This window comes from Rhizobium sp. P44RR-XXIV (genome assembly GCF_001999485.2).
In the GTDB taxonomy this organism is placed as follows: Bacteria; Pseudomonadota; Alphaproteobacteria; order Rhizobiales; family Rhizobiaceae; genus Rhizobium.
The window spans coordinates 1,555,661-1,579,820 of record NZ_MPVZ02000029.1; the positions used below are offsets into that span (position 1 = coordinate 1,555,661).

A 24,160-nucleotide genomic window follows, 5' to 3' on the forward strand; every position below is an offset into this window, starting at 1 on the left:
CCGACATCTGAGGAACCGAGCCATGAGTTATCTGGAAAAATTTCGCCTCGACGGCGAACGCGCTGTCGTCACCGGCGGCGGCCGGGCAATCGGTCTTTGCTGCGTGCAGGCTCTGGCCGAGGCTGGTGCGACTATTGTCGTCATCGAGCGAAACGAAGCCGATGCGGAGGAGGCCCTCGCCTTGCGCGACAAGGGTTATGACATCGAGTTGCGCGTCGGCGATGTTACGGATTCAGACCGCATTGAAGCGATCGCGACGGAGCTTGCGGATAGCGGTCGTCCCGCCACCATTCTGGTCAACAATGCCGGCATAGGTCAGAGCGGCATCGCTTCGCAAGATGTCACAGACGCTGATTGGCTTCGCATGATGAACGTCAACGTCAACGGCGTATTCTGGTGCTCGCGATCCTTCGGGCGTCACATGATCGCGATGAAGCGGGGCGCCATCGTCAACCTCGGTTCGATGTCCGGGATCATCTGCAATCGGCCGCAACCGCAGACACCATACAACGTCTCCAAGGCGGCGGTTCATCACCTCACCCGTTCCATGGCCGCCGAATGGGCTCCGCGCGGCATCAGGGTGAACGCCGTGGCCCCCACCTATATCGAGACGCCGATGGTTTTGGCCGTCGAGGCCAATCGCGACCGGATCCCGGTCTGGCTTGGCGATACGCCGATGGGTCGCATGGGAACGCCCGAGGAAGTCGCCAGCGCCGTGCTGTTTTTGGCATCGAGCGCTGCAAGCCTGATGACGGGCGCTATCGTCAACGTCGATGCAGGCTTCACCTGCTGGTAGCGGGCCGCGCCCGATATCGTCGTGTGCCTGACCAGATGGCTGATTTTTGTTCAATCCGCCGCCGAAAGCCAGGAATAGCCCGCGGAATATATCGCCCGGCTGCAATCGCAACCCAATAGAAGCTTCAGACAGCGCTTGACGGCAGGCAGGCACGCTTCAGTAGATTGGGTATGTGGACAACTGCGTGGCGAGAACAAACTTTGCCCATTCGCGAATATAAGCGGGATTGATTGTGCACAGGCTCGGCACATTGAAGGCGTTGAAACACTGGTCGACATTGTTGTTTATCATTGCGATGCCGACAAAAGATCCGCCGCGAGCCATGATGGTTTCGAACTGATGGATTGCGCGGACATGACCGGGGCCAAGCTGCTGCTTCCCGATGAAAAACGCCTTGCGATTGATGACAAGGCCGTCTGGCCGCATGCGGGACACACCCTGCATCAGGACATTATCTACATACCAGCCGATGTTCGGCAGCGCGCTCGGCTGCATGACAGTGTTTTCAAAATCCACTGAAACTCGCTGGACTTCGGCCGGCGTCGTGGCTGGCTCGGCCTTGATCACTTGCTGGAATGTTCCGTCATCGGATTCCGCTACGCAGGTGTCACCATCCGCAACCAGCTGAACGTCTTCCGGCACGACAACCGTCGCGCCACTTTCACGATGGACCCATGTCTGAAAGCGAAATGCCTGGACATCCTGCTGCGGGACGCCAGAAACACTGGCTGTGCCGTAAAGGCGCGCAATATCATCGGAACTCGCAGCAGCTTCGGCGAATGAGAGGCTATCTCGCTTCTGAAATTCGAGGCCCCCGCATCTGATCGTCTGAGCCGGCTGCCGATTGACGGCGAAAGCGAAGGTGGTTCTGGAAATCCGGACATTGCCGCTGGAGACTTCGGTCGACCGCAGAAGGTCGGAAATGTGGGCTGCAGGCCAGCCCCAACTTGATGGGACCGCACCACTTTTAAGCCCCCCGGCAACCACGGCGATGATTTTTCCGTTCTCGTCAAATATCGGGCCGCCGGACATACCGGGCAGCAATGGCCGCGAGAAGCGGATGACCTGTTGGCCGGCATCGATGGACGTATTGGCGATATCCTGCATGTTCTCCGATGGAAGCATATCGCCGAGACGAGCGCTGCCGAAAGAGACCCGAAGATCCAGATCACCCATGGAGGGCGATCCCTCGCCATATCCCAGCGCCTTGAAGTCCTTGTCGTGGTCCATCGCCGCGGCCGCGGTCAGGAATGCATCATTGGCAGGCTTATCGACATGCAACAACGCTAGGTCGTTGCGGGTCAGGATGCGAGCGATTTTCGTTTCCCGAAAGGGTTGACCGCTCGCATACTCATACCAAAGCTCGATCTTCGCGCATCCGGCAACCACGTGGTAAGCGGTGACCACATCGTGAGTATCTCCGTAGGCGAAACCGGTGCCATTGCGTGACGGCGTGTCACCCTGACAATCTCTGGCTTCCACAAGGACAACTGCCTTGGCCGCAGTTTCCACCACTGAGGTTGGTATTTCGGCTGAGCTGCCCGAAGGCAGGATCACTGACAGAACGGTAGTCCACCAGCAGACGTTCAACCAGCCTGATCTCATGAGTCAAACCCGCAAATGTAGAACAGCGACGAATGGACGACCTCGGTTCGGCGATCATCGGGAAGCTTTTTGATCCGAGCCGCAAGTTCTGCATAAGTCCCGCCCTGCCCTGCCAGCCACTCGATTTGGTCGTCTACGGGTTGGCCCTGCCGCCGCCGAAAATCATCGCACCAGCGCGGAGTATCCGCGAAAAGACTGCTCTGGATGCGCTTGGTGACATTTGCCGGATCGGAATTGGCAGCACTCTTGTCTTTGGGCAGCAGACCGAATTTGGCAAACACGACCAGATCAGCAGCGTCATCCGGCTTGACGTTTGCTGTAACAAGCTGATCATAAATCTCTTTTGGGTTTGGCGAGAGCAGATCATGCGTTCTGATCCACATTCCACCGAGTAACGTAAAGATCATTGCCACTGCAAAGCTCGCCACTCTTGCGTGATTTACTGTAACAGCGGTTAGCTTCGTATCTCCCGCCAGTCCCACGAAAGCGGTTGCGATTGCCAGAACCGATGAAAGGACTGTCACGACCACACTTGCGGTCGTCAGGCCGACAATAATCCCTGTCAAGGCTCCCAGAACAAGGCCTGTGACCACATCGGCAATCCTAATCACAACCTGCGGAGGTTCACTCAAGACTGCAACCTATATTTGGATTTTCCCTATTAATACTATGACGATCTTTTAAGAAAATACAATCTAGGAGAGTCTCTGGTATGCGGGAATCTCTCGTCGTCCATCGGCACGACTGCCACATTTCGTAAAAATGGCAAGACGGATCGGCGCAGAAAGCACTACCTCGGAAACACCCTAGACCCTTCGGCAGGAATTGCCGGACACGAATTTTGGGGTCAGAACGAAATCCTGCGGCGGTTCGACTGCGCCTTGAGGGTTGGTGATGCGATGCATGAGGCGCCGGGCAATGATACCGCCGAGAGCGAGAGTATCCTGGACGACCATGGTGATGCGCGGGGTGATGACCGAGCTCCATTGCACATTGTCGATCATGGCGAGCGAGATATCTTCTGGACAGCGAAAGCCCAGCTCCTGCATGGCCTGCAGCGCCGAGAGCGCAACCGTGTTGTTGGCGCCGAGGATCGCTGTGGGGCGCTCGGGCTGGATGAGCAGGCGCATGGCCGCCTCATAGCCGGCGGTGCGGGTAAACTGGCCGTCGACGACAAAATTCGGGTTAACCTCCACCCCGGCGTTCGCCATCGTGTCGGTGAAGCCGCGATAGCGCTCGGTTGCCGTATGCATATGGCTCGGGCCGGTGATGAAGGCGATGCGCCTATGGCCCAGCTGCAGCAGATGTTCGGTCAGCATCGCCCCGGCGAGATGGTTGTCGGAGCCGACGAAATCCCGCTCGATCCCCGCCACCTTCTGGTCGAAGCAGACGATCGGAACATTCAATCCAGCGACGAAATCGAGATAGTCCTGATCATGTCCGGAGGGAGCGAGCGCCAAGCCTGCCGTCTTGAGGCCGATCAGGTGTTCGACCATCGCCTTTTCGCGCCCCGTCTTGCCCGAGGAGTCGGTGACGAGCACGAAATGATTGTGGTCGAGCGCATAATTTTCCAGTTCGCGCCGGATATCCCCGAAGAAGGGATTGCCGACATTGCCGACAACGAAGCCGATCATGCGGCTGCGTCCGCGCGCCAGGCTCTGGGCTAGCGGGTCGGCAACGAAGCCGACCGCGGCGACCGCATGGCGGATTTTCTCGAGGGTTTTCGGGCTGACACGCGCCGGATTGCTCAAGGCCAGCGAAACCGTCGACACGGATACGTCGGCGAGTTTGGCGACGTCACGAATTGTGGCCATTAAATTTTCGAACCGTTTCTATCGCCTTCAGCCTTCCCGATGAAGGCGAGTTCCTTTGCGAGCTCTTGTCACAAATCTAACATTTGTAGGCCCTGAAGCAATATGGGGAAAGAAGATTTCAACAGTACGCTTGACATCGATGAGGAGAGGATCAATGATTAAATCGAACCGGTTCGATGAAACTGAAAATCTTGGGAGGATAATGTGAGCGACGCAACGATCAGCGGCGGCCTTGATGCGGCCGGCGGCAAGACATGGTTCGGACATGACCGCTTTGGCATGTTCATCCACTTCGGACTCTATGCGCTCGGCGCACGCCACGAATGGTTGAAGAACCGCGAGGAATTCACCACCGAAGCCTATCAGAAGTATTTCGACAACTTCGACCCTGACCTTTATGACGCCCGCGAATGGGCGCGCCGTGCCCGCGAGGCCGGCATGAAATATGTCGTGCTCACCGCCAAGCACCATGAAGGCTTCTGCCTCTGGGACAGCAAGGTCACCGACTATAAGGTCACCAACACACCCTACGGCAAGGATCTGATAGGACCCTATGTCGAAGCGCTTCGCGCCGAAGGGCTCAAGGTCGGCTTCTACTATTCGCTGCTCGACTGGCATCACCCGGATTTCCCGATCGACGCGCACCATCCGCAGCGCAATCATCCCGACGCCGCCAAGCTCAACGAAGGCCGCGACGTCAAGCGCTATGCCAAATACATGCGCGACCAGGTGACCGAACTTCTCACCAATTTCGGCAAGATCGACGTTATCTGGTTCGATTTCAGCTATCCTCGCCGCGTCTACAAGGGCCTGCCCGGCAAAGGGCGCGCCGATTGGGAGAGCGAAGACCTGATGAAGCTGGTGCGCCAGCTTCAGCCCGATATCATCGTCGGCGACCGTCTCGACCTGCCGCGCGATGCGGATCACATGCCCGACCTGGTGACGCCGGAGCAATATACGCCGCGCGTCGCACCGACCGTCGCAGGGTTGCCGGTGCGCTGGGAGGCCTGCCACACCTTCAGCGGCTCCTGGGGCTATTATCGCGACGAAACCACATGGAAAGATGCCGGCCAGCTCATCAACATGCTGATCGACACGGTTTCGCTCGGCGGCAATCTTCTGATGAATGTCGGTCCGACCGGGCGCGGCACCTTCGACGCCCGCGCCATCACCGCGCTTGATACCTATGGCGAATGGATGCGGGTAAACGGGCGTGCGATCTATGGCGCCGGGCCTTCTCAATACAAGGCGCCGAACGGTTGCCGTTTCACCCAGAAGGGCAACCGCCTCTATCTGCATGTCCAGACCTGGCCCTTCCGCCACATCCACATCGAAGGGCTCGGACGCAAGGTGAAATATGCACAGTTCCTGCACGACGCCAGCGAATTGCACTGGCTCGATCCGGATGCCGAGGTCGATTCCAATATCGGCGTCGCCGTCGGCGAGGGCATATTGAGCCTCGAATTGCCCGTCCTCAAGCCCGATGTCGTGACGCCCGTCATCGAGCTGATCCTCAAGGATTGAGCCAATTCCTGGCCCGGTCACGGATATCGCCATGAGCCGCGAAACCGAACTCATTGCAGCGATGACGCCCTTGATCGCCGACCTGGCAGACGACGGCAATGGCGCCGTCGCACTCGCCGGCTCGCGCGGCAAGGGGCGGTCGGACGAGCAATCGGATTTTGACTTCCGGGTCTATGCCGATACCTATCGCGGGCCGGAACTTCGGCAGACCAAAGCATGGAAGCGCTTCGAGGGAGCCATGCGCGCCTGGAAGCTCGAAGGGGTGCGGATGGATGGGGTCTGGATGCGCCGCTATGCCGGCGTACAAAACGACCTCGATAGCTGGCTTGCCGGCAGTGCCGTCCCGAAGAATTTCGAGTGGACGATCTGGGGCTACCATCTGCCCACGGACCTTGCCAGCCAGCAGATCATTGCTGATCCACGCGGCCTGCTCGCCGGATGGAAACAACAGCTTGCGCAGTATCCCGAGGCGTTAAGAGCCACGGTCCTGCGCCAGCACATGGAAATCCTGCGCTACTGGGCCAAGGATTATCACTACGAAAGCAAGGTCGCCCGTCGCGATCTCGTCTTTCTCGTGGGGCTGACCGGCAAGCTTGCCAACGCCATTCTGCAGACGGTCTTCGCGTTCAACCGGGCATATTTTCCGGGTGACGGCTGGAACCTGCCCATGGCGGCCGAATTGGAGCGGCTGCCGCCCGACTTCCTCCAGCGGATGACCGCCATTCTGGAGCCGGGGCATGATCCCGATACCTGGCGGCGACAGCGAACGGCGCTGATCGGACTGATCGGCGATCTGGAGGTTATGATCGCGGCCTGAGGAGGCCGCAAGACCAAGCCGGAAGGGAGCGTCCGGGCATTGAAGACCGTCATTGCAACCATGATCATAAAAAGAGGAGGAACCATAATGAAACATTCAATGATCTTTGCGGCTGCCCTGGCAGCGAGTTCGCTGTTGGGAGCAGGCGCGCAGGCGCAGGATGCCCCTGTTACCATCACCTGGCAGATGTGGGGCGAACCGAACGACGCGCAGCTCTGGCAGCAGCTGGCCGATCTCGTCTCCCAGCAATATCCGGATATCAAGGTCAAGCTGCAGCTTTCGGGCTGGACGGATTACTGGACGCGCCTGCCGGTTCTGGCGGCATCGGGACAGGTCGCCGATATCGTCTCGATGCAGTCGATGCGCCTGCCGAATTTCTATTCGATCCTCACTCCACTCGACGACTATGTGAAGAAAGGCGACGTGAAGGTTGCTGATTTCGAGACCTCGATCATGTCCGGCCTGTCGCAAGACGGCAAACTCTATGCGTTGCCCTATGACGTCGGCCCATGGATGGTGTTCTACAATCGCGACAAGTTCGCCGCAGCCGGGTTGAAAGAGCCAGCAAACGACTGGACGTTCGACGACTTCAAGGCCGACGCCAAGACGCTGACCAAGGACGGCACTTACGGCTACGGAACGCAGGCCTTCGACTTCATCGCCGGCCCGGTCGCGCTCGGCGCAGACTATTTCAACGCCGACAACGAATTCGACCTGACCAATGCCGGCTTTGTCGACGCCTTCAGCAAGTATGCCGACCTTACCGCCAAGGACAAGCTCTCGCCGGTGTTTGCTTCCGCGGCCGATGCCTCCGCCGCAAGCGGCCGTTTCGCCTCGGGCAACGTCGCCATGTATATCGACGGTCCATGGACGTTGATCACCGCCCAGGCCAACGTGAAGTTCAAGATCGGCATTGCGCCGCTGCCGCGCGGCACCGGCCCCTCGCGCTTCATCACGGCCGGCTCCGGCTGGGGCGTTTCCGCAACCAGCCAGCACAAGGATGCGGCATTCAAGGCATTGCAGGTGCTGACCGGTCCGAAGGCTGCGGAAATTCTGGGGTCAGCCGGACGGGCGCTGCCGGCGCGGCTTGCCCAGCAGACCTCCTGGTATGACGGGGCGGCCAAGAATGTCAGCGGCACCCGGGAGACGCTGGAATACATGTTTGCCCACACGACGCCGTTCCGTATCAATGAAAAATGGAACCAGTTCGAGAATCTCGTGATGCAATATGTGCCGCTGGCGCTGACCGGAGACTCGAAGCCCGAGGGAGTCCTCAGCGACATCCAGAGCCAGCTTCCATAAGCTTAGGCACCTGGCCGGCCTGCGGCCGGGTCCATCGGCTCGACCGCAGCGCCATTGCCGGAAAGGAAGGCCCACGATGCTGGCCAAACATACTGACATAATCGCAAGGCCAAGGCCACGCTCGCGCAAATGGTTCAGAGGCGAGGGATGGACGGCCTTGTTCTTCCTGCTGCCGAGCCTGATCGGCATCGTCCTGTTCCTCGTGCTGCCGATCCTGGCTTCGATCGCGCTCAGCTTCACCAACTGGCAATTGCTGGGAACGCCACGCTTCGTTGGCCTTGCCAACTATGTGCGGCTGTTCACGACCGATCCGCAATTCTGGACGGTCATGCGCAACACGATCTTCTTCACCGTCGAATATCTGGTGTTGAACATCATCATCTCGCTCGGGCTGGCGACCTGGATTTCGAGCCTCAGGATCGGGCAACGCTGGTTCCGGGTGATCTTCTTTCTTCCCACCTTCACCCCGCTCATCGCGGTTGCCATGGTCTGGATGCTGATCTTCAGCAGCGGTGGCCTCTTCGACAACATCATGGCCGCGCTGTCGCTTCCGTTCTCCGGCGTGCTCAATGACCGCACGCTCGCCATGCAGGCGGTCGTCCTCACCTCGATCTGGGCAGGCGTCGGCTACAATACGGTTCTCTTCAACGCCGCGCTCGACATGGTGCCGGCAACCTATCTGGAGGCGGCGCGGATCGACGGGGCGACTGCCTGGGACCGGTTCTGGAAGATCCGCCTGCCGCTGATCTCGCCGACGCTGTTCTTCGGCACCGTCATGACGGCCATTACCTCGCTGCAGGTCTTCGACCAGATCTACGTCATGACCAAGGGCGGTCCGGGATCATCGACGGCTACGCTCGGCTACGCCATCTTCCAGCGCGGCTTCCAGAACTTTCAGATGGGCTATGCCTCGGCCATCGCCTGGGTGATGTTCGCGCTGATCATGCTGCTGACCGCCCTGCAATTCTGGTTCCAGCGCAAATGGGTGCACTATGACGCTTAACTCCAAAGCCAGGGCGCGCCGGAAGCTGGCGTTCGACATCGTCAACCACACCGCACTTGCACTCGTGGCAATCGCCTTCCTCTTTCCATTCTTCTGGATGGTCTCGAACGCCATACGCTCGAATGCCGAGGTAACGGCCATACCGGTGCATATCCTGCCTCAGGTTTTCGAATGGGGCAATTTTGCCGCCGCCTGGACCCGCCTGCCCTTTGGGCGGTTCTTCCTCAACAGCGCCGTCATCGCCATTTGCGTGACTGCGATCACCGTCGTTGTCTCCTGCCTTTCGGGCTACGCTTTTGCGCGGCTGAAATTCAAGGGACGCGATACCTTGCTGCTGGGCTATATCGGCACGCTGATGGTGCCGCCGCTGATGCTGATCATTCCCCTGTTTCTGATCGTCAACAAGCTCGGCCTGGTCAACACCTTTCCGGGCGTGATCCTGCCGATCTCCTTCGGCACCTTTGGCGCATTCCTGATGCGGCAGTTCTTTCTCTCCATCCCCATGGAGCTTGAAGAGGCAGCAAGGATCGATGGCGCCTCCCGGCTGCGCATCCTCGTCAGTATCATCGTGCCGCTCTCGATGCCGGCTATCGGGCTTCTATCGTTGTTCACCTTCATCGGACAGTGGAACAATTTCCTCTGGCCGCTGATCGTGATGACCGGTGCCGATAACGCCACCCTGCCTGTCGGCCTCACCCTGTTTCAGACGCAACAGGGCACGCAGTGGAACTATCTGATGGCGGGCGCCACCCTTTCCATGCTTCCCGGGATCTTCCTTGCGATCATCCTGCAGAAGCTCATCTACAACAGCATCGCCCTCAATGCGGGCATGGGCGGGCGCTGAAGCGCCTGCAGACTCCCAGGAGCTAGAACAATGGCGAAACTGACGATCCGCAATGCGGTCAAGCGATATGGCGCACTCGAGGTGCTGCATGGCGTATCCGTTGCCGCGCAAGATGGAGAGTTTGTCGTGCTCGTCGGCCCCTCGGGCTGCGGCAAATCCACCTTGCTGCGCATGATCGCCGGGCTTGAAAGCATCAGCGACGGCGAGATCGAAATTGGCGAGCGCATCGTCAACGACCTCGAACCCAATGAGCGCGATATCGCCATGGTGTTCCAATCCTACGCGCTCTATCCGCATATGACCGTTCGCGACAACATGGCGTTTTCGCTGAAGCTCGCGCGCCGCAGCCGGCAGGAGATCGAGCAGAAGGTCAACGACGCCGCCGGCATTCTCGATCTCTCCGCCCTTCTCGATCGCTATCCCCGACAGTTGTCAGGAGGCCAGCGCCAGCGCGTCGCGATGGGCCGCGCTATCGTCCGCAATCCGGCCGTCTTCCTCTTCGACGAACCGCTCTCCAATCTCGATGCAAAACTGCGCGTGCAGATGCGCACCGAGATCAAGACGTTGCACCAGCGGCTGGGCACCACCATGGTCTATGTTACCCATGACCAGATGGAAGCCATGACCATGGCCGATCGTATCGTGGTCATGCGCGGCGGCGATATCGAGCAGATCGGCTCGCCGCTCGAAATCTACGATCAGCCCGCCAACAGTTTCGTCGCCGGATTTATCGGTTCACCATCGATGAACTTCATCGATGGTCAGGTCGTGGAGCGGAATGGAACGGTAGAGCTCCAAGCGGCGGAAGATCTGCAGTGGCCGCTGCCGGATAGCGCCCGGGCCTATGTGGGCAAGTCCGTCCAGCTCGGCATTCGGCCCGAACATGTCTCGATCGACACGGATGGCGTGCCCGCCAAGATCATCGTCATCGAACCGACGGGCTCCGACACGCATCTGCAATTGCAGGCAGGCTCTCAAACGATCGTCGCCGCCGTCAGAGACCGCCTTTCGGTATCACCGGGCCAATCCATTCCGCTCAGGATCGACCCGATAAAAGCGCATCTGTTCGATCCGTCGAGCGGCCAGCGTCTTTCCTGATTGTCACGCGCGCAGCGCCGCAGCCGGGCTCGAACGCAAGGCGCTGAACGCCGGAACAATCGAGATCAATGCCGCAACGAACAGGAAGCCGCCCACAAGCCATAGATCGTCGAAGGCGAAACCAACCGGCAGGCGCACAGCCGTCGATGCGGCAAGCCGCGCGGAGATCACCAGCGCGGTGAGATATCCAAGCGCGATGCCAAGTGCGATCCCGGCCGCAAACAGAATGAAGAGCTCGCCCCATACAATTGCGATGATCGAACGGATCGGCGTGCCGAGCGCTCTCAATGCCCCGATCTGCCGGCGTCTCGAACCAACATGCATGACCGTCACCAGCACGATGGCGGCGATGACGATCGCCTGCGTGCCGAGCGCGATTGCCAGCAACAGGCTGCGGGCATCGCCGAGCGTCGCATAGAGCCTGGTCAGCACCTCGGCGGGAAAGACACCAAGCGTTGCCCCGGTGCGATATTCCTGCCGAAGGCGGTAAGCATCGGCAATCGTCTTCGGCTTGACGAGTACGGCGGGAACATCCGGCGTCTGCGCATCGAAATGCTCGTCGAGAGGCGCGTCGGCATCGACGTGGCCATGCTCGTGCTCATGTTCATCGCCCTGATCGTGCGGCTCGGCACCGTGGTCTTCCGCTTCGTCGCCATCGTGGTGTTCTTCGCCGTGCATACCGTGCAATTGCCAGACGGCGCGGATCGGCACGAGGATCGCCCGATCCCAGGCCGTACCCGTCGGCGCCATGCGGCCAGTGACTTTGTAGGCAATGGCCGTATGGGTTTCGCCGCCGGTTTCGGCTGTGCCATGCATCGGCTTAATGTCCGCACCGGGCGACAACGTGACATCGGAGCCAACCACCGCCTCGCCGAGACGCGCGAACAGCACGCCCTGCGACAGAACCGGCGATAGAGACGAGATCAGGCTCGTCGTCGTACCGACGATCGGGAAACCATAAGCGGAATCGCCAAAGCCGACGGGTGCCGCCAATTCGACGCGCGGATCGTTGGCGAGCCGTCCGAGGACTGCGCCATCCATCAGCGGCAGCGGTGCCGGCTGCAGGAATACAGCTGATAGCGCCAGCTGCGTCTCGCTGCCGGCGGCTCCCACCAGAAGATCGAATTTCTCGGCGGCGCGTGCGCTGCCGAGCCGGACGGCTCGTTCCTGAAGCGTGACGGTCACGCTCAAGGCAACGGACAAGGCAATGAGGACAACGACAGCGAGCGCCCCGCTCCAAAAGCGCCGGAGATCGGCGAGAATGAACATCATCATTGCGCGGCAACCTCTCTGCTATCTTCCTCGATGCGGCCACTCGCCAGGCAGATGCGACGGCCAATACGCTCGGCAAGCGAGATATCGTGCGTCACGACGATAAGCGTGGTCCCCTCTTCGGCCGAAAGCTGCAGCAAAAGTTCGGCAACCTCATTGCCCGCCTGGCGGTCGAGGCTCGCGGTCGGTTCGTCCGCAACAATGACGCCCGGACGCTGCAGAAGCGCTCGTGCGACGGCAACGCGCTGCATCTCGCCGCGCGATAGCGTCTCGATCTTCTGCTGCGGGCGGGCAATGCCAGTGGCAGTGAGAAGGTAGAACGCGCGGTCACGCTCGGCGGGCGTCAGTCGACGCGCAAGGCGGACCGGCAGCACCACATTCTCGACAGCAGACAATCCGGGAAACAGGTGAAAATCCTGCATGACGAGGCCGATATTCCCGGCCCGGAACGCGTCGCGCTTTCCATTTGAAAGACGCGTGATCTCCGTGCCGCTCCAGGAAACACTGCCGCGCGTGACTGTCTCAAGGCCTGTAATCGCGTTCACGAATGTGCTCTTGCCGGAGCCAGAGGCACCGGTGATCGCAAGCCGACCGCCAGCCGGCAGATGAAATTTCTCAATGGCCAGCACCGGCGCGGCCAGACCGGGAAACTGCATTTCAAGACCGGAAATATCGAGCGCCAGCATGAGATCAAGCCGTCCTGAAGGAGGCGTCTCGCAGACGTAATTGGCTGATGAAGCCGGTTTCCGGATCCGTCCACGAGCCGAACTCCAGCACGCCTCGCGCCACGATCGGCGCATTGAACTGCACGAAGGTCTGCTTGGCAGAGAGATAGACGACCATGATATTGTCGGGCCAGTCGGCATCGGAGGAGCAGAAGGGGCAGAGCGACATCGGGATCTCGGTCAGGACGAAGAAGGCTGCCTCCGCCTTCAGCGGCGGCGCCATGAAGCCGTTGATGGCAACATGCTTACCGCTCAACTGCTTTACCTTGTCGGAGAATTCGAGGCCGAGCGGGCCGAAACTCTTGTAGAGCTCGCCGAAGCCGAGCTTTTCGGCAGCCTTTGCCCGCATGGCAATGCCAGCCATGGGCAGCACGGCAAAGGCGGTCATCAGCGCTCGGCGGCTGATGGAAACAGGCTTGTTCTGAGACATGGAAACCCCGATGAAATATGGAAGGACAGGCGGTCGGAAACCGCCTGTCCGTACTCGCCGATCGGGCGAATTACATCTTCTCGGTGCCGAGCGCGAAGGTGTCGGCCAGTACCTTGTAGACGTCGCTCTGTTCCATGTAGCCGCGGAAGCCTTCCGCGCCCGGGCCTGCGGCCTGCAGAACGATATCGTCTACGGCATGAACGCCGCTGTCTTCGTCCTTCGGAATGTTGCCCTGTACGAAGACGGCGCCGGGCACGTCCTTGTAGGCTTCGTTGGCAACATATTCCTTCTTCTCGTTCTGGATCGCCGGAACGAAAGGACCGTCGAGCTTCGGACGGAAGGTCTCGTAGTGGTCGGGACCATTGTTGGCGGCGATGAACAGACGACGAGAAACGTCGACGCGGTCCGGATAGCCGTCGCCATCCTTGTCCTCGTAGTTCGGGAAGCCGGCAGCCGCATAGGTGCCTACCTTCTCGCGCATTTCCGTACCCGGCTTATTATCGTCGACAGTGCCGATGATCGAGACGCCATGGGTGTGGTCGCCGGTAACGACGATCAGCGTGTCCGGGTTCTTCGCCTGGAACTCGCGGGCAACGGCAACGGCCTTGTCGAACTCGATGGTGTCGACCAAGGCGCGGTCCCAATCGAGCGGATGGCTCATCTTGTCGATGGATGCTCCCTCGACCACCAGGAAGAAGCCTTCCGGGTTCTTGGCGAGCTTGTCGAGCGCAACCTTGGTCATGTCGACGAGGCCCGGCTGGTTCGGGAACTTGTCGACGGTGCCCTTCTTGAGGAATTCGCGGTCGAGCGTGACGTCGAGGTTGCCGGTGTGGAAGAGACCGAGCAGCTTGTCCTGGTTCGAGCCGGCTGCAGCAGCCAGTTCGTTCTTGTCGGTGGCAACGGCGTAGCCGGCATCCTTGAAGAGCGAGATGTAATCCTTGTCATCCTTGCGCTTCGAACCGGGCACGCTTTTCGCCAGGAAATAGGCCGAGCCGCCGCCGAGCAGGACATCCGGCTTGACGTCGTACATCATGCCGACGATCTCGGCCTTGTCGCCGCGCTTGCGGGTGTGGGAGACGAGCGCTGCCGGCGTCGCGTCTTCGACTTCAGCCGTCGTCACGATGCCGAGCGACTTCTTGCCGGTGCGGCGGAGCGCTTCACCGATGGTTTCGACCTTGGGATCATCCAGGCTTGCCGGCGTACGGTCGGCATAGACGCCGAGTGCGTTCACGGCGGACTTGTGGCCGGTCATATAGGCCGACATGGTGTTGGCGCTATCGGTCGCGATAGCCGACGTTGAGGACGTGCCGATAAAGGCGACCGGCGGAATATCGTCCATGGCCAGGCGGCCATTGGCTTTGCCTTCCGTCATGCCCTTGGACATGATGCGGGCGCCGGTGCGATGTGCAACGGAAAGACCGTCGCCGAGCAGGAAGATGATGTTCTTGGCCTTGGGTGCTGCCGAGGTGGCGTAGACATCCCAGTTGACCGACTTTTTCTCTTCGCCGGCCGAAACCTCGACCTTGTACTGGCCGGGCTTTGCGAGCTTCACGCCGCGCAGGATCAGAGCCGAACCGAGAACCTTGTCTTCGGCACCCTTTTCCTCGGCAACGAAATCAGCCGCCTTGCCGAAGACAGCGTCATAGCTTTCGCCGTTGACGGTGACCTTCACGTCTTCCGGCTTCACCACCTTGCTGAACTCGACCTTGAAGTCGAACGGTGATCCCACAAGAACCGTTGCCCGGTCCAAAGGGTAGACGGTCGCAGCATTGGCAGCCCCAGCCAATACGGTTGCCGACACCATGGAAAGAAGAAGTTTACGCATTTCATACCCCCGCGTCTTGGTTACTTCCTCCTCTCCCTTATAAAGGCCAGATGACAATCACATAAAAAACAGCCAACTTTCTGCAACCGTGAATGAACAAATCCATTCACTAAGGATTGCTGATTGTATGTACAGCATCTAAAAAAGGAGGCCGCCGACGCATTTTGGCGCGAGCTTTTCGTCAGGGCTTCGCACGGTCCGGATGCGCCGCCTGAAAGGCGGGCAGTTTGGTGCATCTGTCATTGATCTGGACGACGCGCTTCAGATCGGTCATGTCGACACCCCAGCGGCGGCCATTATAGACCTGCGGGACAAGACAGATGTCTGCCATCGTCGGCCTATCCCCGAAGCTGAACGCGCCATCGAAGCCGCCCAGCATCGCTTCGAGCTTGCGAAGCCCGGTGGCAATAAAATACCGCATCCACTCCTCGCGGGCGTCGGCCTTGTCCGTTATGGTCGTGACATAGGCTGCGACATGCGTGTTGCATATCGGATGGATATCCATGGCGATCGCGTAGGCAAGCGCTCGCACATGCTGCCGGCCCGCAATGTCGACGGGCATCAACCCGCTCTCCGGCCGAAGCTCGGCGAGATATTCGATGATGGACAACGACTGCGTCAGCGTATTGCCATCGATCACCAGCGTCGGAACGAACCCCTGGGGATTGAGTGCCAGATAGTCCGGGCTGTTTTGCTCGCCGTCCAGCAGGTTGACCGACACGCTCTTGTAAGCCATCCCGAGCATGTTGAGCGCGATGCGGACACGGTAGCTCGCCGACGATCTCCAGTAATCGTAAAGGATGACCTCACTCATCGCGGCTGCGGTCCCTGGTACTTTTCGACGGTCTGCTCGATCGCTCCGAAGATCGAATGGCCTGCATGATCCTGCATCTCGATGCGAACCTGATCGCCGAACCGCAGGAACGGCGTCTTTGGCGCGCCGGTTTCGATGGTCTCGATCGTCCGGATCTCGGCAATGCAGGAATAACCAACGCCGTCGCTTTCGACCGGCTTGCCCGGTCCGCCGTCAAGCTTGTTGGACACCGTGCCCGAGCCGACGATCGTGCCGGCCACGAGGCCGCGGGTTTTCGCGGCGTGGGCGATCAACTCGCCGAAATCGAAGGTCATGTCGACACCGGCATTCGCCTTGCCGAACAGCCTGTTATTCAGCGTCACCAGCAGCGGCAGATGCAGCTTGCCACCATCCCATGCCTCGCCCAGCTCGTCCGGCATGACGGCAACCGGGGAAAATGCCGAAGCAGGCTTGGACTGGAAGAAGCCGAACCCCTTTGCCAGCTCCTGTGGGATGAGGCCGCGCAAAGACACGTCGTTGACGAGCATCACCAGCCGGATGGCCTGGCGGGCGATGTCCGGACCGACCCCCATGGGCACGTCGCCGACCACGACGGCGACCTCACCTTCCATGTCGATCCCATAGGCCTCGTCGGCGGCCACGATCGGATCGCGCGGCGCAAGAAAGCCATCCGAGCCGCCTTGATACATCAGCGGATCGACCCAGAAACTCGCCGGCATCTCGGCATTGCGCGCCTTGCGCACCAGTTCGACATGGTTGACGTAGGCCGAACCGTCCGCCCACTGATAGGCCCGCGGCAAAGGTGACGCGGCGTCATGTTCGTGGAACCTGATCGTCGGCTGGGCTCCCGTCTCGACACCTTCGGCTATCAGCTGAAGTCTCGGGCCAACATGGTCCCAGTCGTCGAGAGCGGCCTGCAAGGTGCGGGCGATATGGCCGACCTCGGAGCAACGGGTGAGATCGCGCGAGACGACGACAAGCCGGCCGTCCCTTGTGGAGTCCTTCAAAGTCGCAAGCTTCATGGTCCGGTTCCGATGTCAGAGAATGCAGGATCGATCTTCACTTGATGCCCGGAGTGCCGTCGAACCTGCGCTCCAGACCGTCCCAGCATTCCAGATAGTCATCCTGCAGGGTTTCGAGTTCGGCCGCGTATTTCGTCAGCTGCTGCGGAAAACGGGTCTCGAACATGAAGGCCATGGTGTGATCCAGCTTCACAGGCTTGAGTTCGCTATTGGATGCCTTTTGGAAGCCGGAAGCATCAGGCCCATGCGGGAGCATCATATTGTGCAGGCTCATGCCACCCGGCACGAAGCCCTTTTCCTTGGCATCGTACTGGCCGTGGATCAGCCCCATGAACTCGCTCATGATGTTGCGATGGTACCAGGGCGGCCGGAAGGTATGTTCGGCCACCAGCCAGCGCGGCGGAAAGATGACGAAGTCGACATTCGCGGTGCCTGCTGCTTCGGTCGGCGCCGTCAGCACGGTAAAGATCGACGGATCGGGATGGTCGAAGAGGATCGCGCCGACCGGCGAGAACGTCCGCAGGTCATATTTGTAGGGGATGTAGTTGCCGTGCCAGGCGACAACGTCGAGTGGTGAGTGGCCGATGTCGGTGACATAGAACTTGCCGCACCATTTGACGTGCACGCGGCAAGGCACTTCCTTGTCCTCGTAGGCGGCAACGGGCGTCTTGAAATCGCGGGGATTGGCGAGGCAATTCGCGCCGATCGGGCCGCGTTCCGGCAGCGTGAATTTCGCGCCGTAGTTCTCGCAAATATAGCCGCGCCAGACCTTCTCCTCGCCCTTGCCCATCACCTTGAACATCATGCCTCGAGGAATGACGCAGATTTCCAAGGGCTCGACATCCATGATGCCCATTTCGGTGAAGACCCTGATGGCGCCGACCTGGGGAACGACAAGCAGCTCACCATCGGCATCGAAGAAATAATCGTCAACCATGTCTTCATTGAAGAGATAGAGGTGTGCGGCCATTCCAGCCTGGGTCAGGACATCGCCGGCCGTCGTGATCGTCCGCATCCCCTTGAGAAATGTCATCTTCTCCGTCGGCGCCGGCACCGGATCCCAGCGAAGCTGGCCGAGGGGCAGCGAATGATCATCCAGGCAGGGAGCCGATTTCCAGAACGGATAGGAGGCGTTCGAAAAGCGGCGCGTATGGCGCACGCTCGGGCGAATGCGATAGAGCCAGGACCGTTCATTCGTTCCGCGTGGCGCAGTGAAAGGCGAGCCGGAAAGCTGCTCGGCATAGAGACCGTAATTGCATTTCTGCGGGCTGTTCTGGCCTTGCGGCAGGGCACCCGGCAGCGACTCCGTTTCAAAATCGTTGCCGAAGCCGGGCATATATTGCAGCGTCTCCGCCGCCGCGGCCTGACGGTCGGAGGCCTTAGATATCGTCTGGTCCATCGCTCAATTCCTCCCGAAAACTGAGGATGACCCAGCGCCGGGCACCGGGTCGCCTGAAGATCATTCGGCCGCCGTGCCGATGACGCCGCGCTTGATCTGGTCTGCTTCGATCGACTCGAAGAGCGCGCGGAAATTGCCTTCGCCGAAGCCTTCGTCACCCTTGCGCTGGATGAACTCGAAGAAGATCGGGCCGATGACGGTCTTGGAGAAGATCTGCAGCAGGATCTTCGTCAGGCCGCCATTCACCACGCCTTCGCCGTCGATGAGGATACCATGTTTCTTCATGCGTTCGATGGGTTCTTCGTGCCCGTTCACGCGCGCATAGGACATCGTGTAATAGGTTTCCGGAGGACCGGGCATGAAGCGCAGGCCATTGTCGGCGAGCGTATCGGTCGCCTTATAGATATCGTCCGTTCCAACGGCGATATGCTGGATTCCCTCGCCCTTGTATTTCTTCAGGAATTCCTCGATCTGGCTGGTATCGTCCTTCGATTCATTCAGCGGAATGCGGATCTTGCCGCAGGGCGAGGTGATCGCCCGGCTGACCAGGCCGGTGATGCGCCCGTCGATATCGAAGAAGTGGATCTGCTTGAAATTGAACAGATCGCGATAGAAATCCCACCACTTGTCCATATTGCCGCGGAAGACATTGTGCGTGAGATGGTCGAGATAATAGAAGCTGACGCCCTCGGGACGCGGGTCGCGCTCGCCGAGCCAATCGAACTCGGTGTCGTAGGCCGACCCCTTCTTGCCATAGGTCTCGACGAAATAAAGCAGCGAACCGCCGATGCCGACGATTGCCGGTACATCGAGCGCCTTGTCATTGCCGTCATAGGGAACGGCACCCTTTGAAACCGCATGGTCGAAGGCGTGCTGGGCATCGACAACGCGCCATGCCATCGACGGCGCCGCCGGGCCGTGATCTTCGATGAAGCGCGCGGCATGGCTGCCCGGCTCGGCGTTCAGAATGTAGTTGATGTCGCCCTGGCGCCAGACGGTAATGTCTTTCGTCTTGTGCTTGGCGACCGGAACATAGCCCATGCGGGTAAAGAGCTCGCGCAGCTTCTCGGGCTCGGGATGAGCGAACTCGACGAACTCGAAACCGTCGGTGCCTGCCGGGTTGTCGGCGGTGATTTCGGACGGCGGCGCATCATGTGGAAAAGGACCCATTTTCTCCTCCTCAGAGACGGTACTTTGACTGTGCAAAGTATGGACCCAAACTCACGCAAAGTGCTTGCATTCTGCGTGATAAAGGAAAATATTATACACGGTCTGTGAGCATTTTGAGAGTTTCGCGCAATGGATGAGCCACTCGACAAACTGGATCTGCGTCTTCTTGAGGAGTTGCAGAAGGATGGTAGGTTGACGAACAACGAACTCGGCGAACGCATCGCGCTCTCGCCGTCACAGTGCTCACGCCGGCGCACTCGGCTGGAGGCAGAGGGCTATATTCGCGGCTATCAGGCCAATCTCGACCGGCAGAAGCTGGGTCTCGATATGCTGGTAGTCATTTCGGTGACGCTCGCCACCCACAACCGTGACAATGCCCGCCGATTTTCGCAATTGATCAACGGGCTGCCGGAAGTGCTGGAAGCTTATGCGCTGACGGGCGAGATGGATTATCACCTGAAGATTGCGACCCGCGGGCTCGTCGGCCTGTCGCGGTTCGTCAACGACGTGCTGTTGCCGCATGAGTCCGTGCAGCACGTGAAGACATCGATCGTTCTCGATACGTTGAAGACATTCGAAGGCTTCCCGGTGCCGATGACACATGCTGACGTGACGAGGGCGTGAGATAATAATTGCGGCACAGCTTTGCCAAGCGCGTCAGCGCTTCGCCGACGCAGGCAAATTTTAAATCTGTCAGCGGCGGCGATAGCTGCGCATATCTACCAATCCCCATCCATTCATGCTTGAAGAGAACACCCTTTGGCAAGGACGGGCGAGGATAGGTTTGCATGCTGCGCGCGGACGAACAGACACGACATTTCGACGAATTTGCCGACATCCTGCTCAGGTGCAATCACCTCTATCGCCCCAGCATCGATTCCATTGCGCTGCTCAACGCCGTCGAAAGCAGGCGCCAGATCGAGATCTTCGATTACACCAACTCAGCCGATGCCTTCACCCGTGCCTTCGGGATGCGCAACTCGCTGAAATGCCTGCAGGCGCTCACCAGCCTCGGCACCGCGATCCACGGCTATCGAAAAGTGTGCGATCTCGGTTGCGGCTCAGGCGCATTCAGCCTCGCCTTCGCCTATCTTGCCCGAAATCCTCTCCTTGAGCTTCACGGATTGGACGCGTCGGAAACCCAGCTTTCGCTCAGTGAAGAACTGATGTCGGTCGCCCGGCTTCCCGGAAAGTTTGAATTCGAGCGGCGCAGCCTGCCGACGCAGATCGGATACCTCCCCGATCTGACGCTCTCCTCCTACTGGTTCTGCGAGAACGAACACGTCATCTTCGATCCCGCACTGTTCGATCTCACGGTCGGGAGGGAGTTGCTTGTTGTCGACTATGAAAAGATTATCGACCACATCACGGCGTTCCTTCCGAGAGGCTTCCGCATTCTAGGGCGATACAGTGCGAATATCGAAGTGCCCACCGCCCTGACCGAATTCGTCGCCCAGGAAAAGGCAAGCGTCCACAGCATCCATATCGGCCGCGTGCAGGACTAGGCGCTCCAGCGAAATTGCCGTGCGATTTGCAAAGAGCACTGTCACCCCTTGAATCGCGAGGATCCGCTCACCAGCTATCTGGCAACCCGCTGGTCCGGGCCCCTCTGGTGAGAGCCGTCGGCGCTCTTGCGATGTCGGACCTTTTCCGACACCGTGCGCCGACTGAGGTTCTCCTTCGTGGAAGCATCACTGTTTTTCGTCGAGTGGCTGGGAAAGCCGCTCTGGATGTGGGCTGGCTTTATTGCCCTCGTCATCGCCATCCTCTCCTTCGATCTCGGCATTCTGCATAAGAAGAACAAGGAGATCGGCGTCGGCGAGAGCATCAAGCTCTCCGCCCTCTACATCTCGCTCGGCCTCGCCTTCGGCGCTTGGGTATGGTGGTATCTCGGCGCGGAATCCGGCCTTGCCTACATGACCGGCTTCGTCGTCGAAAAGACGCTCGCACTCGACAACGTCTTCGTCATCGCCCTGATTTTCTCGTTCTTCGCCGTCCCGCGCCTCTATCAGCACCGCGTGCTCTTCTGGGGCATTCTCGGCGTCATCGTGCTGCGCGCCATCATGATCGGCGTCGGCGCGACGCTGGTCGCCGAGTTCTCGTGGCTCCTCTATGTCTTCGCCGCCTTCCTGATCGTCACCGGCATCAAGATGCTGGTCATGAAGGATGCCGAGCCGGATGTTTCGAAGAACCCGCTGGTCCGCTTCATGCGCAACCGCTTCAACGTCACCGACAACCATCACGGCGAACGGTTCTTCGTGAAGCAGGCCCATCCGCAGACGGGCAAGCTGGTCTGGTTCATCACACCGCTGTTCATGGCCCTGGTGGTGATCGAAGTCGCCGATGTCATCTTCGCCGTGGATTCGGTGCCTGCAATCTTCGCCATCACGACTGACCCGTTCATCGTCTACACGTCGAACATCTTCGCGATCCTCGGCCTGCGCGCCCTCTATTTCGCACTGGCGGCGATGATCCACCGCTTCAAATATCTGAAGCCGGCCCTTGCCATCGTGCTTGTCTTCATCGGTTCGAAGATCTTCGCAGCAGACCTGCTGGGTCTGGAAAAATTCCCGGCCGCCCTCTCGCTCGGCATCACCTTTGCGATCATCGCCAGCGGTGTCGTCTGGAGCCTCGTGAAGACACGCGGCCAAGCCGGCGAGGCCTGAGCCAGCAGAGTGCCCACCAAGTCGGTGGGCACTATCACCCCCGCACACAAACCAACATCTGAAAAGGACTGGACATGCTCTCCAATCTCATCGCATCCCTCTTTGCAACCTTCGCGCTTGCCCCTCTGCAGGCCGAGATCGAGCGGTACGCCACCGCTGCAGGCCAGCCGGTCGAGATCGTCAGGCAGTCACAGGCATGCCTGACGACCGAAGGGCCGCTGCTGGTAAAGCGAGCATCGGAAGATATGGTCTGGACCATCTCCACCGTTGTCGGCGTCGCCACGGGCTGGAGCGATCCTGTGGATCTGCTCAACAAGAACAACCCGGATTGCGCAGCCGTCATCGGCCTTCTCAAGAATAAAGGCGCCGACGAGGCCTGATAGGCTGCCAGCGCAGCCTCCTCCGACAATTCCATCCGGGGAAAGAGGATGACGGAACAGACAGAAGACGTAGCATCCGCTCGCCTTTACCAATTGGCGAGACTTGCCCAATCGCAAGGCGGCATCTCCTTGGGCGAAATTCTCTACGCTCTTGGCCGTACGAGCATGGCTTTCACCATTCTCGTTCTCGCATTGCCGCCCATGATCCCCATACCGGGACCGTTCGGCGTGGTGTTCGGAACCGCACTTGCCATCGTCGCAGTCCAGATCGCGATCGGCCGCCAGTCCATTTGGCTTCCATCCTTCCTCAGCCGGCGCAGGTTGTCGCCGGCCGCCGTGGAACTCATGGTCCGCTACAGCGCGCCGATCCTTGCCAGGGTCGAGTCCATGGTTCGCCCCGGCCGTCTGGCCGTCTTTACAGGCCGGACAATGCAATGGCTGATGTCATTTCCGATCTTCGTGTTGGCGGTCGCCATCGCCCTGCCGATCCCGCTCGGTAACTTTCTGCCGGTGCTGGCGCTTATCGTCATTTCCGTCGCCCTGATCGCCAGAGACGGATTGCTGGTGCTGGCAGCTCTGCTGCTATCCGCGATTGCATTTGTTGCAACGGCCTGGCTGATGCAAATGGCCCTGACCGGCTTGAGCGCAATCGCATCCTGAAATGCGGGCTGGAAGCAGCGCCGGAAAGCGATGAAGAGGGTGAGGTCGAATTGCCGCACCGTGCTGTAGTGTGGCAATCCGGGTCTTGCCACCCACGACGTCCTCTCCAATTATAGCGCTTACATCGCAAGGCTGACCTCGTAGGCGTTGCGTCCACCAAGGACTGGATCCTCCATGGCTTTCCGCACTTCAACATTAACTCGGGTCGCCACACTTGCCAGCGCTGGAGCCCTGCTGCTCAGCGCGCAGATTTCAACGGCGCAGGATTTGCCTGTCCAATCTCAATGGCCCGACACGCCGACATCGCGGGTGGAAGCCCTTGCAATCCTGCAAACGCTGAATGCCGATCTTCTCAGCAATGCCAGTGCCACGCTGACGCTCGATCGCTGGTGCGCGGCGCACAAGCTGGCGCCGGCAGGCTCCAAGATCGTGGCACAACGAGTCCGTGGTCAGGACAAACCGGCCGATGCCCATATTCGCGAGTTGCTCGCGGTCGGGCCGAGCGAACCGGTCGCCTATCGCCGGGTCCGCCTGGCGTGCGGCGATCGCATTCTGTCGGAGGCCGACAATTGGTATGTACCGGCAAAGCTGACTTCCGAAATGAACGAGGCCCTGAACACAAGCGATGTCGCTTTCGGCCGGGCGGTACAGGCTCTCAAATTCACCCGCACGAACCTGTCGGCGCAATTACTCTGGTCGCCGCTTCCGCAGGGTTGGGAGATGGGGGCTGGCCTTCCCGCATCCGGCACAGCTTCGCTCGCCCCGCCGCCCTTCGTTCTCGAACACCATGCCGTGCTGAAACTGCCCGACGGCACACCGTTCAGCGCGCTGGTCGAGAGCTATACGCGCAGCGTATTGGATTTTCCGACTCCGCCCGCACGATGAGTCTTGCCACCGTACATTTGGTTTAGAAGCGCACATCAGAAACAAAGTACACAGCGCTACCACATAATCTGGCGTCATGTTGCCGTATTGGGGATTGCTGAGTCCCGCG

Annotated in this window: 24 protein-coding genes; 13 read left to right on the forward strand and 11 right to left on the reverse strand. The window is 59.8% G+C overall.

Features of this window, described 5'->3' with window-relative positions; translation table 11 throughout:
• The first annotated feature begins 22 nt into the window (after positions 1-22).
• On the forward strand, positions 23-796 hold the full coding sequence (locus tag BSK43_RS33085) for an SDR family oxidoreductase (RefSeq protein WP_077471566.1): 774 nt from the start codon (positions 23-25) through the stop codon (positions 794-796).
• Positions 797-952: 156 nt separating this feature from the next.
• On the opposite strand, the gene BSK43_RS33090 is transcribed toward BSK43_RS33085, so the two are convergent.
• The 3 genes from BSK43_RS33090 to BSK43_RS33100 all read right to left on the reverse strand — a co-directional run bounded on the left by BSK43_RS33090 (position 953) and on the right by BSK43_RS33100 (position 4,215).
• Positions 953-2,401 carry a serine protease gene (locus BSK43_RS33090; RefSeq protein ID WP_077471565.1) on the reverse strand — a complete coding sequence of 483 codons (1,449 nt, stop codon included), beginning with the start codon at positions 2,399-2,401 and terminating at the stop codon, positions 953-955.
• Positions 2,398-3,033 (reverse strand): hypothetical protein, encoded by a 636-nt coding sequence (locus BSK43_RS33095; RefSeq protein WP_136687430.1) that lies wholly within the window; start codon positions 3,031-3,033, stop codon positions 2,398-2,400. The genes BSK43_RS33090 and BSK43_RS33095 overlap by 4 nt, the downstream gene beginning before the upstream one ends.
• Positions 3,034-3,207: 174 nt before the next feature.
• Positions 3,208-4,215 carry a LacI family DNA-binding transcriptional regulator gene (locus tag BSK43_RS33100; RefSeq protein ID WP_077471563.1) on the reverse strand — a complete coding sequence of 336 codons (1,008 nt, stop codon included), beginning with the start codon at positions 4,213-4,215 and terminating at the stop codon, positions 3,208-3,210.
• A 219-nt stretch (positions 4,216-4,434) separates the two neighbouring features.
• Here BSK43_RS33100 and BSK43_RS33105 point away from each other — a divergent pair, with 219 nt between their 5' ends.
• The 6 genes from BSK43_RS33105 to ugpC all read left to right on the forward strand — a co-directional run bounded on the left by BSK43_RS33105 (position 4,435) and on the right by ugpC (position 10,803).
• Positions 4,435-5,739 carry an alpha-L-fucosidase gene (locus tag BSK43_RS33105; protein ID WP_281406675.1) on the forward strand — a complete coding sequence of 435 codons (1,305 nt, stop codon included), beginning with the start codon at positions 4,435-4,437 and terminating at the stop codon, positions 5,737-5,739.
• Positions 5,740-5,770: 31 nt separating this feature from the next.
• Positions 5,771-6,556 (forward strand): DUF4037 domain-containing protein, encoded by a 786-nt coding sequence (locus tag BSK43_RS33110; protein ID WP_077471561.1) that lies wholly within the window; start codon positions 5,771-5,773, stop codon positions 6,554-6,556.
• Positions 6,557-6,643: 87 nt separating this feature from the next.
• The gene (locus BSK43_RS33115) at positions 6,644-7,858 is read left to right on the forward strand and encodes a sugar ABC transporter substrate-binding protein (protein ID WP_077471560.1); all 1,215 of its coding nucleotides are present in this window, start codon (positions 6,644-6,646) and stop codon (positions 7,856-7,858) included.
• 76 nt (positions 7,859-7,934) lie between these two features.
• Positions 7,935-8,861 carry a sugar ABC transporter permease gene (locus tag BSK43_RS33120; RefSeq protein WP_077471559.1) on the forward strand — a complete coding sequence of 309 codons (927 nt, stop codon included), beginning with the start codon at positions 7,935-7,937 and terminating at the stop codon, positions 8,859-8,861.
• The gene (locus BSK43_RS33125; protein WP_077471558.1) at positions 8,851-9,705 is read left to right on the forward strand and encodes a carbohydrate ABC transporter permease; all 855 of its coding nucleotides are present in this window, start codon (positions 8,851-8,853) and stop codon (positions 9,703-9,705) included. The genes BSK43_RS33120 and BSK43_RS33125 overlap by 11 nt, the downstream gene beginning before the upstream one ends.
• A gap of 30 nt (positions 9,706-9,735) precedes the next feature.
• Positions 9,736-10,803 carry a sn-glycerol-3-phosphate ABC transporter ATP-binding protein UgpC gene (ugpC, locus tag BSK43_RS33130; protein WP_077471557.1) on the forward strand — a complete coding sequence of 356 codons (1,068 nt, stop codon included), beginning with the start codon at positions 9,736-9,738 and terminating at the stop codon, positions 10,801-10,803.
• A 3-nt stretch (positions 10,804-10,806) separates the two neighbouring features.
• Here the strand turns inward: ugpC and BSK43_RS33135 are convergent, their stop codons facing one another.
• The 8 genes from BSK43_RS33135 to hppD form a co-directional block, all read right to left on the reverse strand.
• Positions 10,807-12,078, reverse strand: coding sequence for an FtsX-like permease family protein (locus BSK43_RS33135; protein ID WP_077471556.1), 1,272 nt, complete (start codon positions 12,076-12,078; stop codon positions 10,807-10,809).
• A complete protein-coding gene (locus tag BSK43_RS33140; RefSeq protein WP_077471555.1) occupies positions 12,075-12,761 on the reverse strand; it encodes an ATP-binding cassette domain-containing protein in 687 nt (228 codons plus the stop codon). The genes BSK43_RS33135 and BSK43_RS33140 overlap by 4 nt, the downstream gene beginning before the upstream one ends.
• Positions 12,762-12,765: 4 nt before the next feature.
• On the reverse strand, positions 12,766-13,230 hold the full coding sequence (locus tag BSK43_RS33145) for a hypothetical protein (RefSeq protein ID WP_077471554.1): 465 nt from the start codon (positions 13,228-13,230) through the stop codon (positions 12,766-12,768).
• A gap of 70 nt (positions 13,231-13,300) precedes the next feature.
• Entirely contained in the window at positions 13,301-15,055 is a 1,755-nt protein-coding gene (locus tag BSK43_RS33150) for an alkaline phosphatase (protein ID WP_077471553.1), read from the reverse strand.
• Positions 15,056-15,236: 181 nt separating this feature from the next.
• On the reverse strand, positions 15,237-15,869 hold the full coding sequence (gene maiA / locus BSK43_RS33155; RefSeq protein WP_077471552.1) for a maleylacetoacetate isomerase: 633 nt from the start codon (positions 15,867-15,869) through the stop codon (positions 15,237-15,239).
• Complete coding sequence (locus tag BSK43_RS33160; protein WP_077471551.1) at positions 15,866-16,891, reverse strand: fumarylacetoacetate hydrolase family protein; 1,026 nt, start codon at positions 16,889-16,891, stop codon at positions 15,866-15,868. The genes maiA and BSK43_RS33160 overlap by 4 nt, the downstream gene beginning before the upstream one ends.
• A gap of 37 nt (positions 16,892-16,928) precedes the next feature.
• Complete coding sequence (gene hmgA, locus BSK43_RS33165) at positions 16,929-18,290, reverse strand: homogentisate 1,2-dioxygenase (RefSeq protein WP_077471550.1); 1,362 nt, start codon at positions 18,288-18,290, stop codon at positions 16,929-16,931.
• A gap of 60 nt (positions 18,291-18,350) precedes the next feature.
• Positions 18,351-19,460, reverse strand: coding sequence for a 4-hydroxyphenylpyruvate dioxygenase (gene hppD, locus BSK43_RS33170; RefSeq protein ID WP_077471549.1), 1,110 nt, complete (start codon positions 19,458-19,460; stop codon positions 18,351-18,353).
• 129 nt (positions 19,461-19,589) lie between these two features.
• Here hppD and BSK43_RS33175 point away from each other — a divergent pair, with 129 nt between their 5' ends.
• The 6 genes from BSK43_RS33175 to BSK43_RS33200 all read left to right on the forward strand — a co-directional run bounded on the left by BSK43_RS33175 (position 19,590) and on the right by BSK43_RS33200 (position 24,051).
• Entirely contained in the window at positions 19,590-20,084 is a 495-nt protein-coding gene (locus BSK43_RS33175) for an Lrp/AsnC family transcriptional regulator (protein WP_077471548.1), read from the forward strand.
• Between the two features lie 164 nt (positions 20,085-20,248).
• Positions 20,249-20,965, forward strand: a complete 717-nt coding sequence (locus BSK43_RS33180) for a class I SAM-dependent methyltransferase (protein WP_077471547.1) — start codon at positions 20,249-20,251, stop codon at positions 20,963-20,965.
• A 225-nt stretch (positions 20,966-21,190) separates the two neighbouring features.
• Positions 21,191-22,126, forward strand: coding sequence for a TerC family protein (locus BSK43_RS33185; RefSeq protein WP_077471546.1), 936 nt, complete (start codon positions 21,191-21,193; stop codon positions 22,124-22,126).
• A gap of 74 nt (positions 22,127-22,200) precedes the next feature.
• Positions 22,201-22,506: a hypothetical protein gene (locus BSK43_RS33190; RefSeq protein ID WP_077471545.1), complete on the forward strand. Its 306-nt coding sequence runs from the start codon at positions 22,201-22,203 to the stop codon at positions 22,504-22,506.
• A gap of 48 nt (positions 22,507-22,554) precedes the next feature.
• Complete coding sequence (locus BSK43_RS33195) at positions 22,555-23,166, forward strand: exopolysaccharide biosynthesis protein (protein ID WP_077471544.1); 612 nt, start codon at positions 22,555-22,557, stop codon at positions 23,164-23,166.
• Positions 23,167-23,340: 174 nt separating this feature from the next.
• On the forward strand, positions 23,341-24,051 hold the full coding sequence (locus tag BSK43_RS33200) for a hypothetical protein (protein ID WP_077471543.1): 711 nt from the start codon (positions 23,341-23,343) through the stop codon (positions 24,049-24,051).
• Positions 24,052-24,160: the final 109 nt, after the last annotated feature.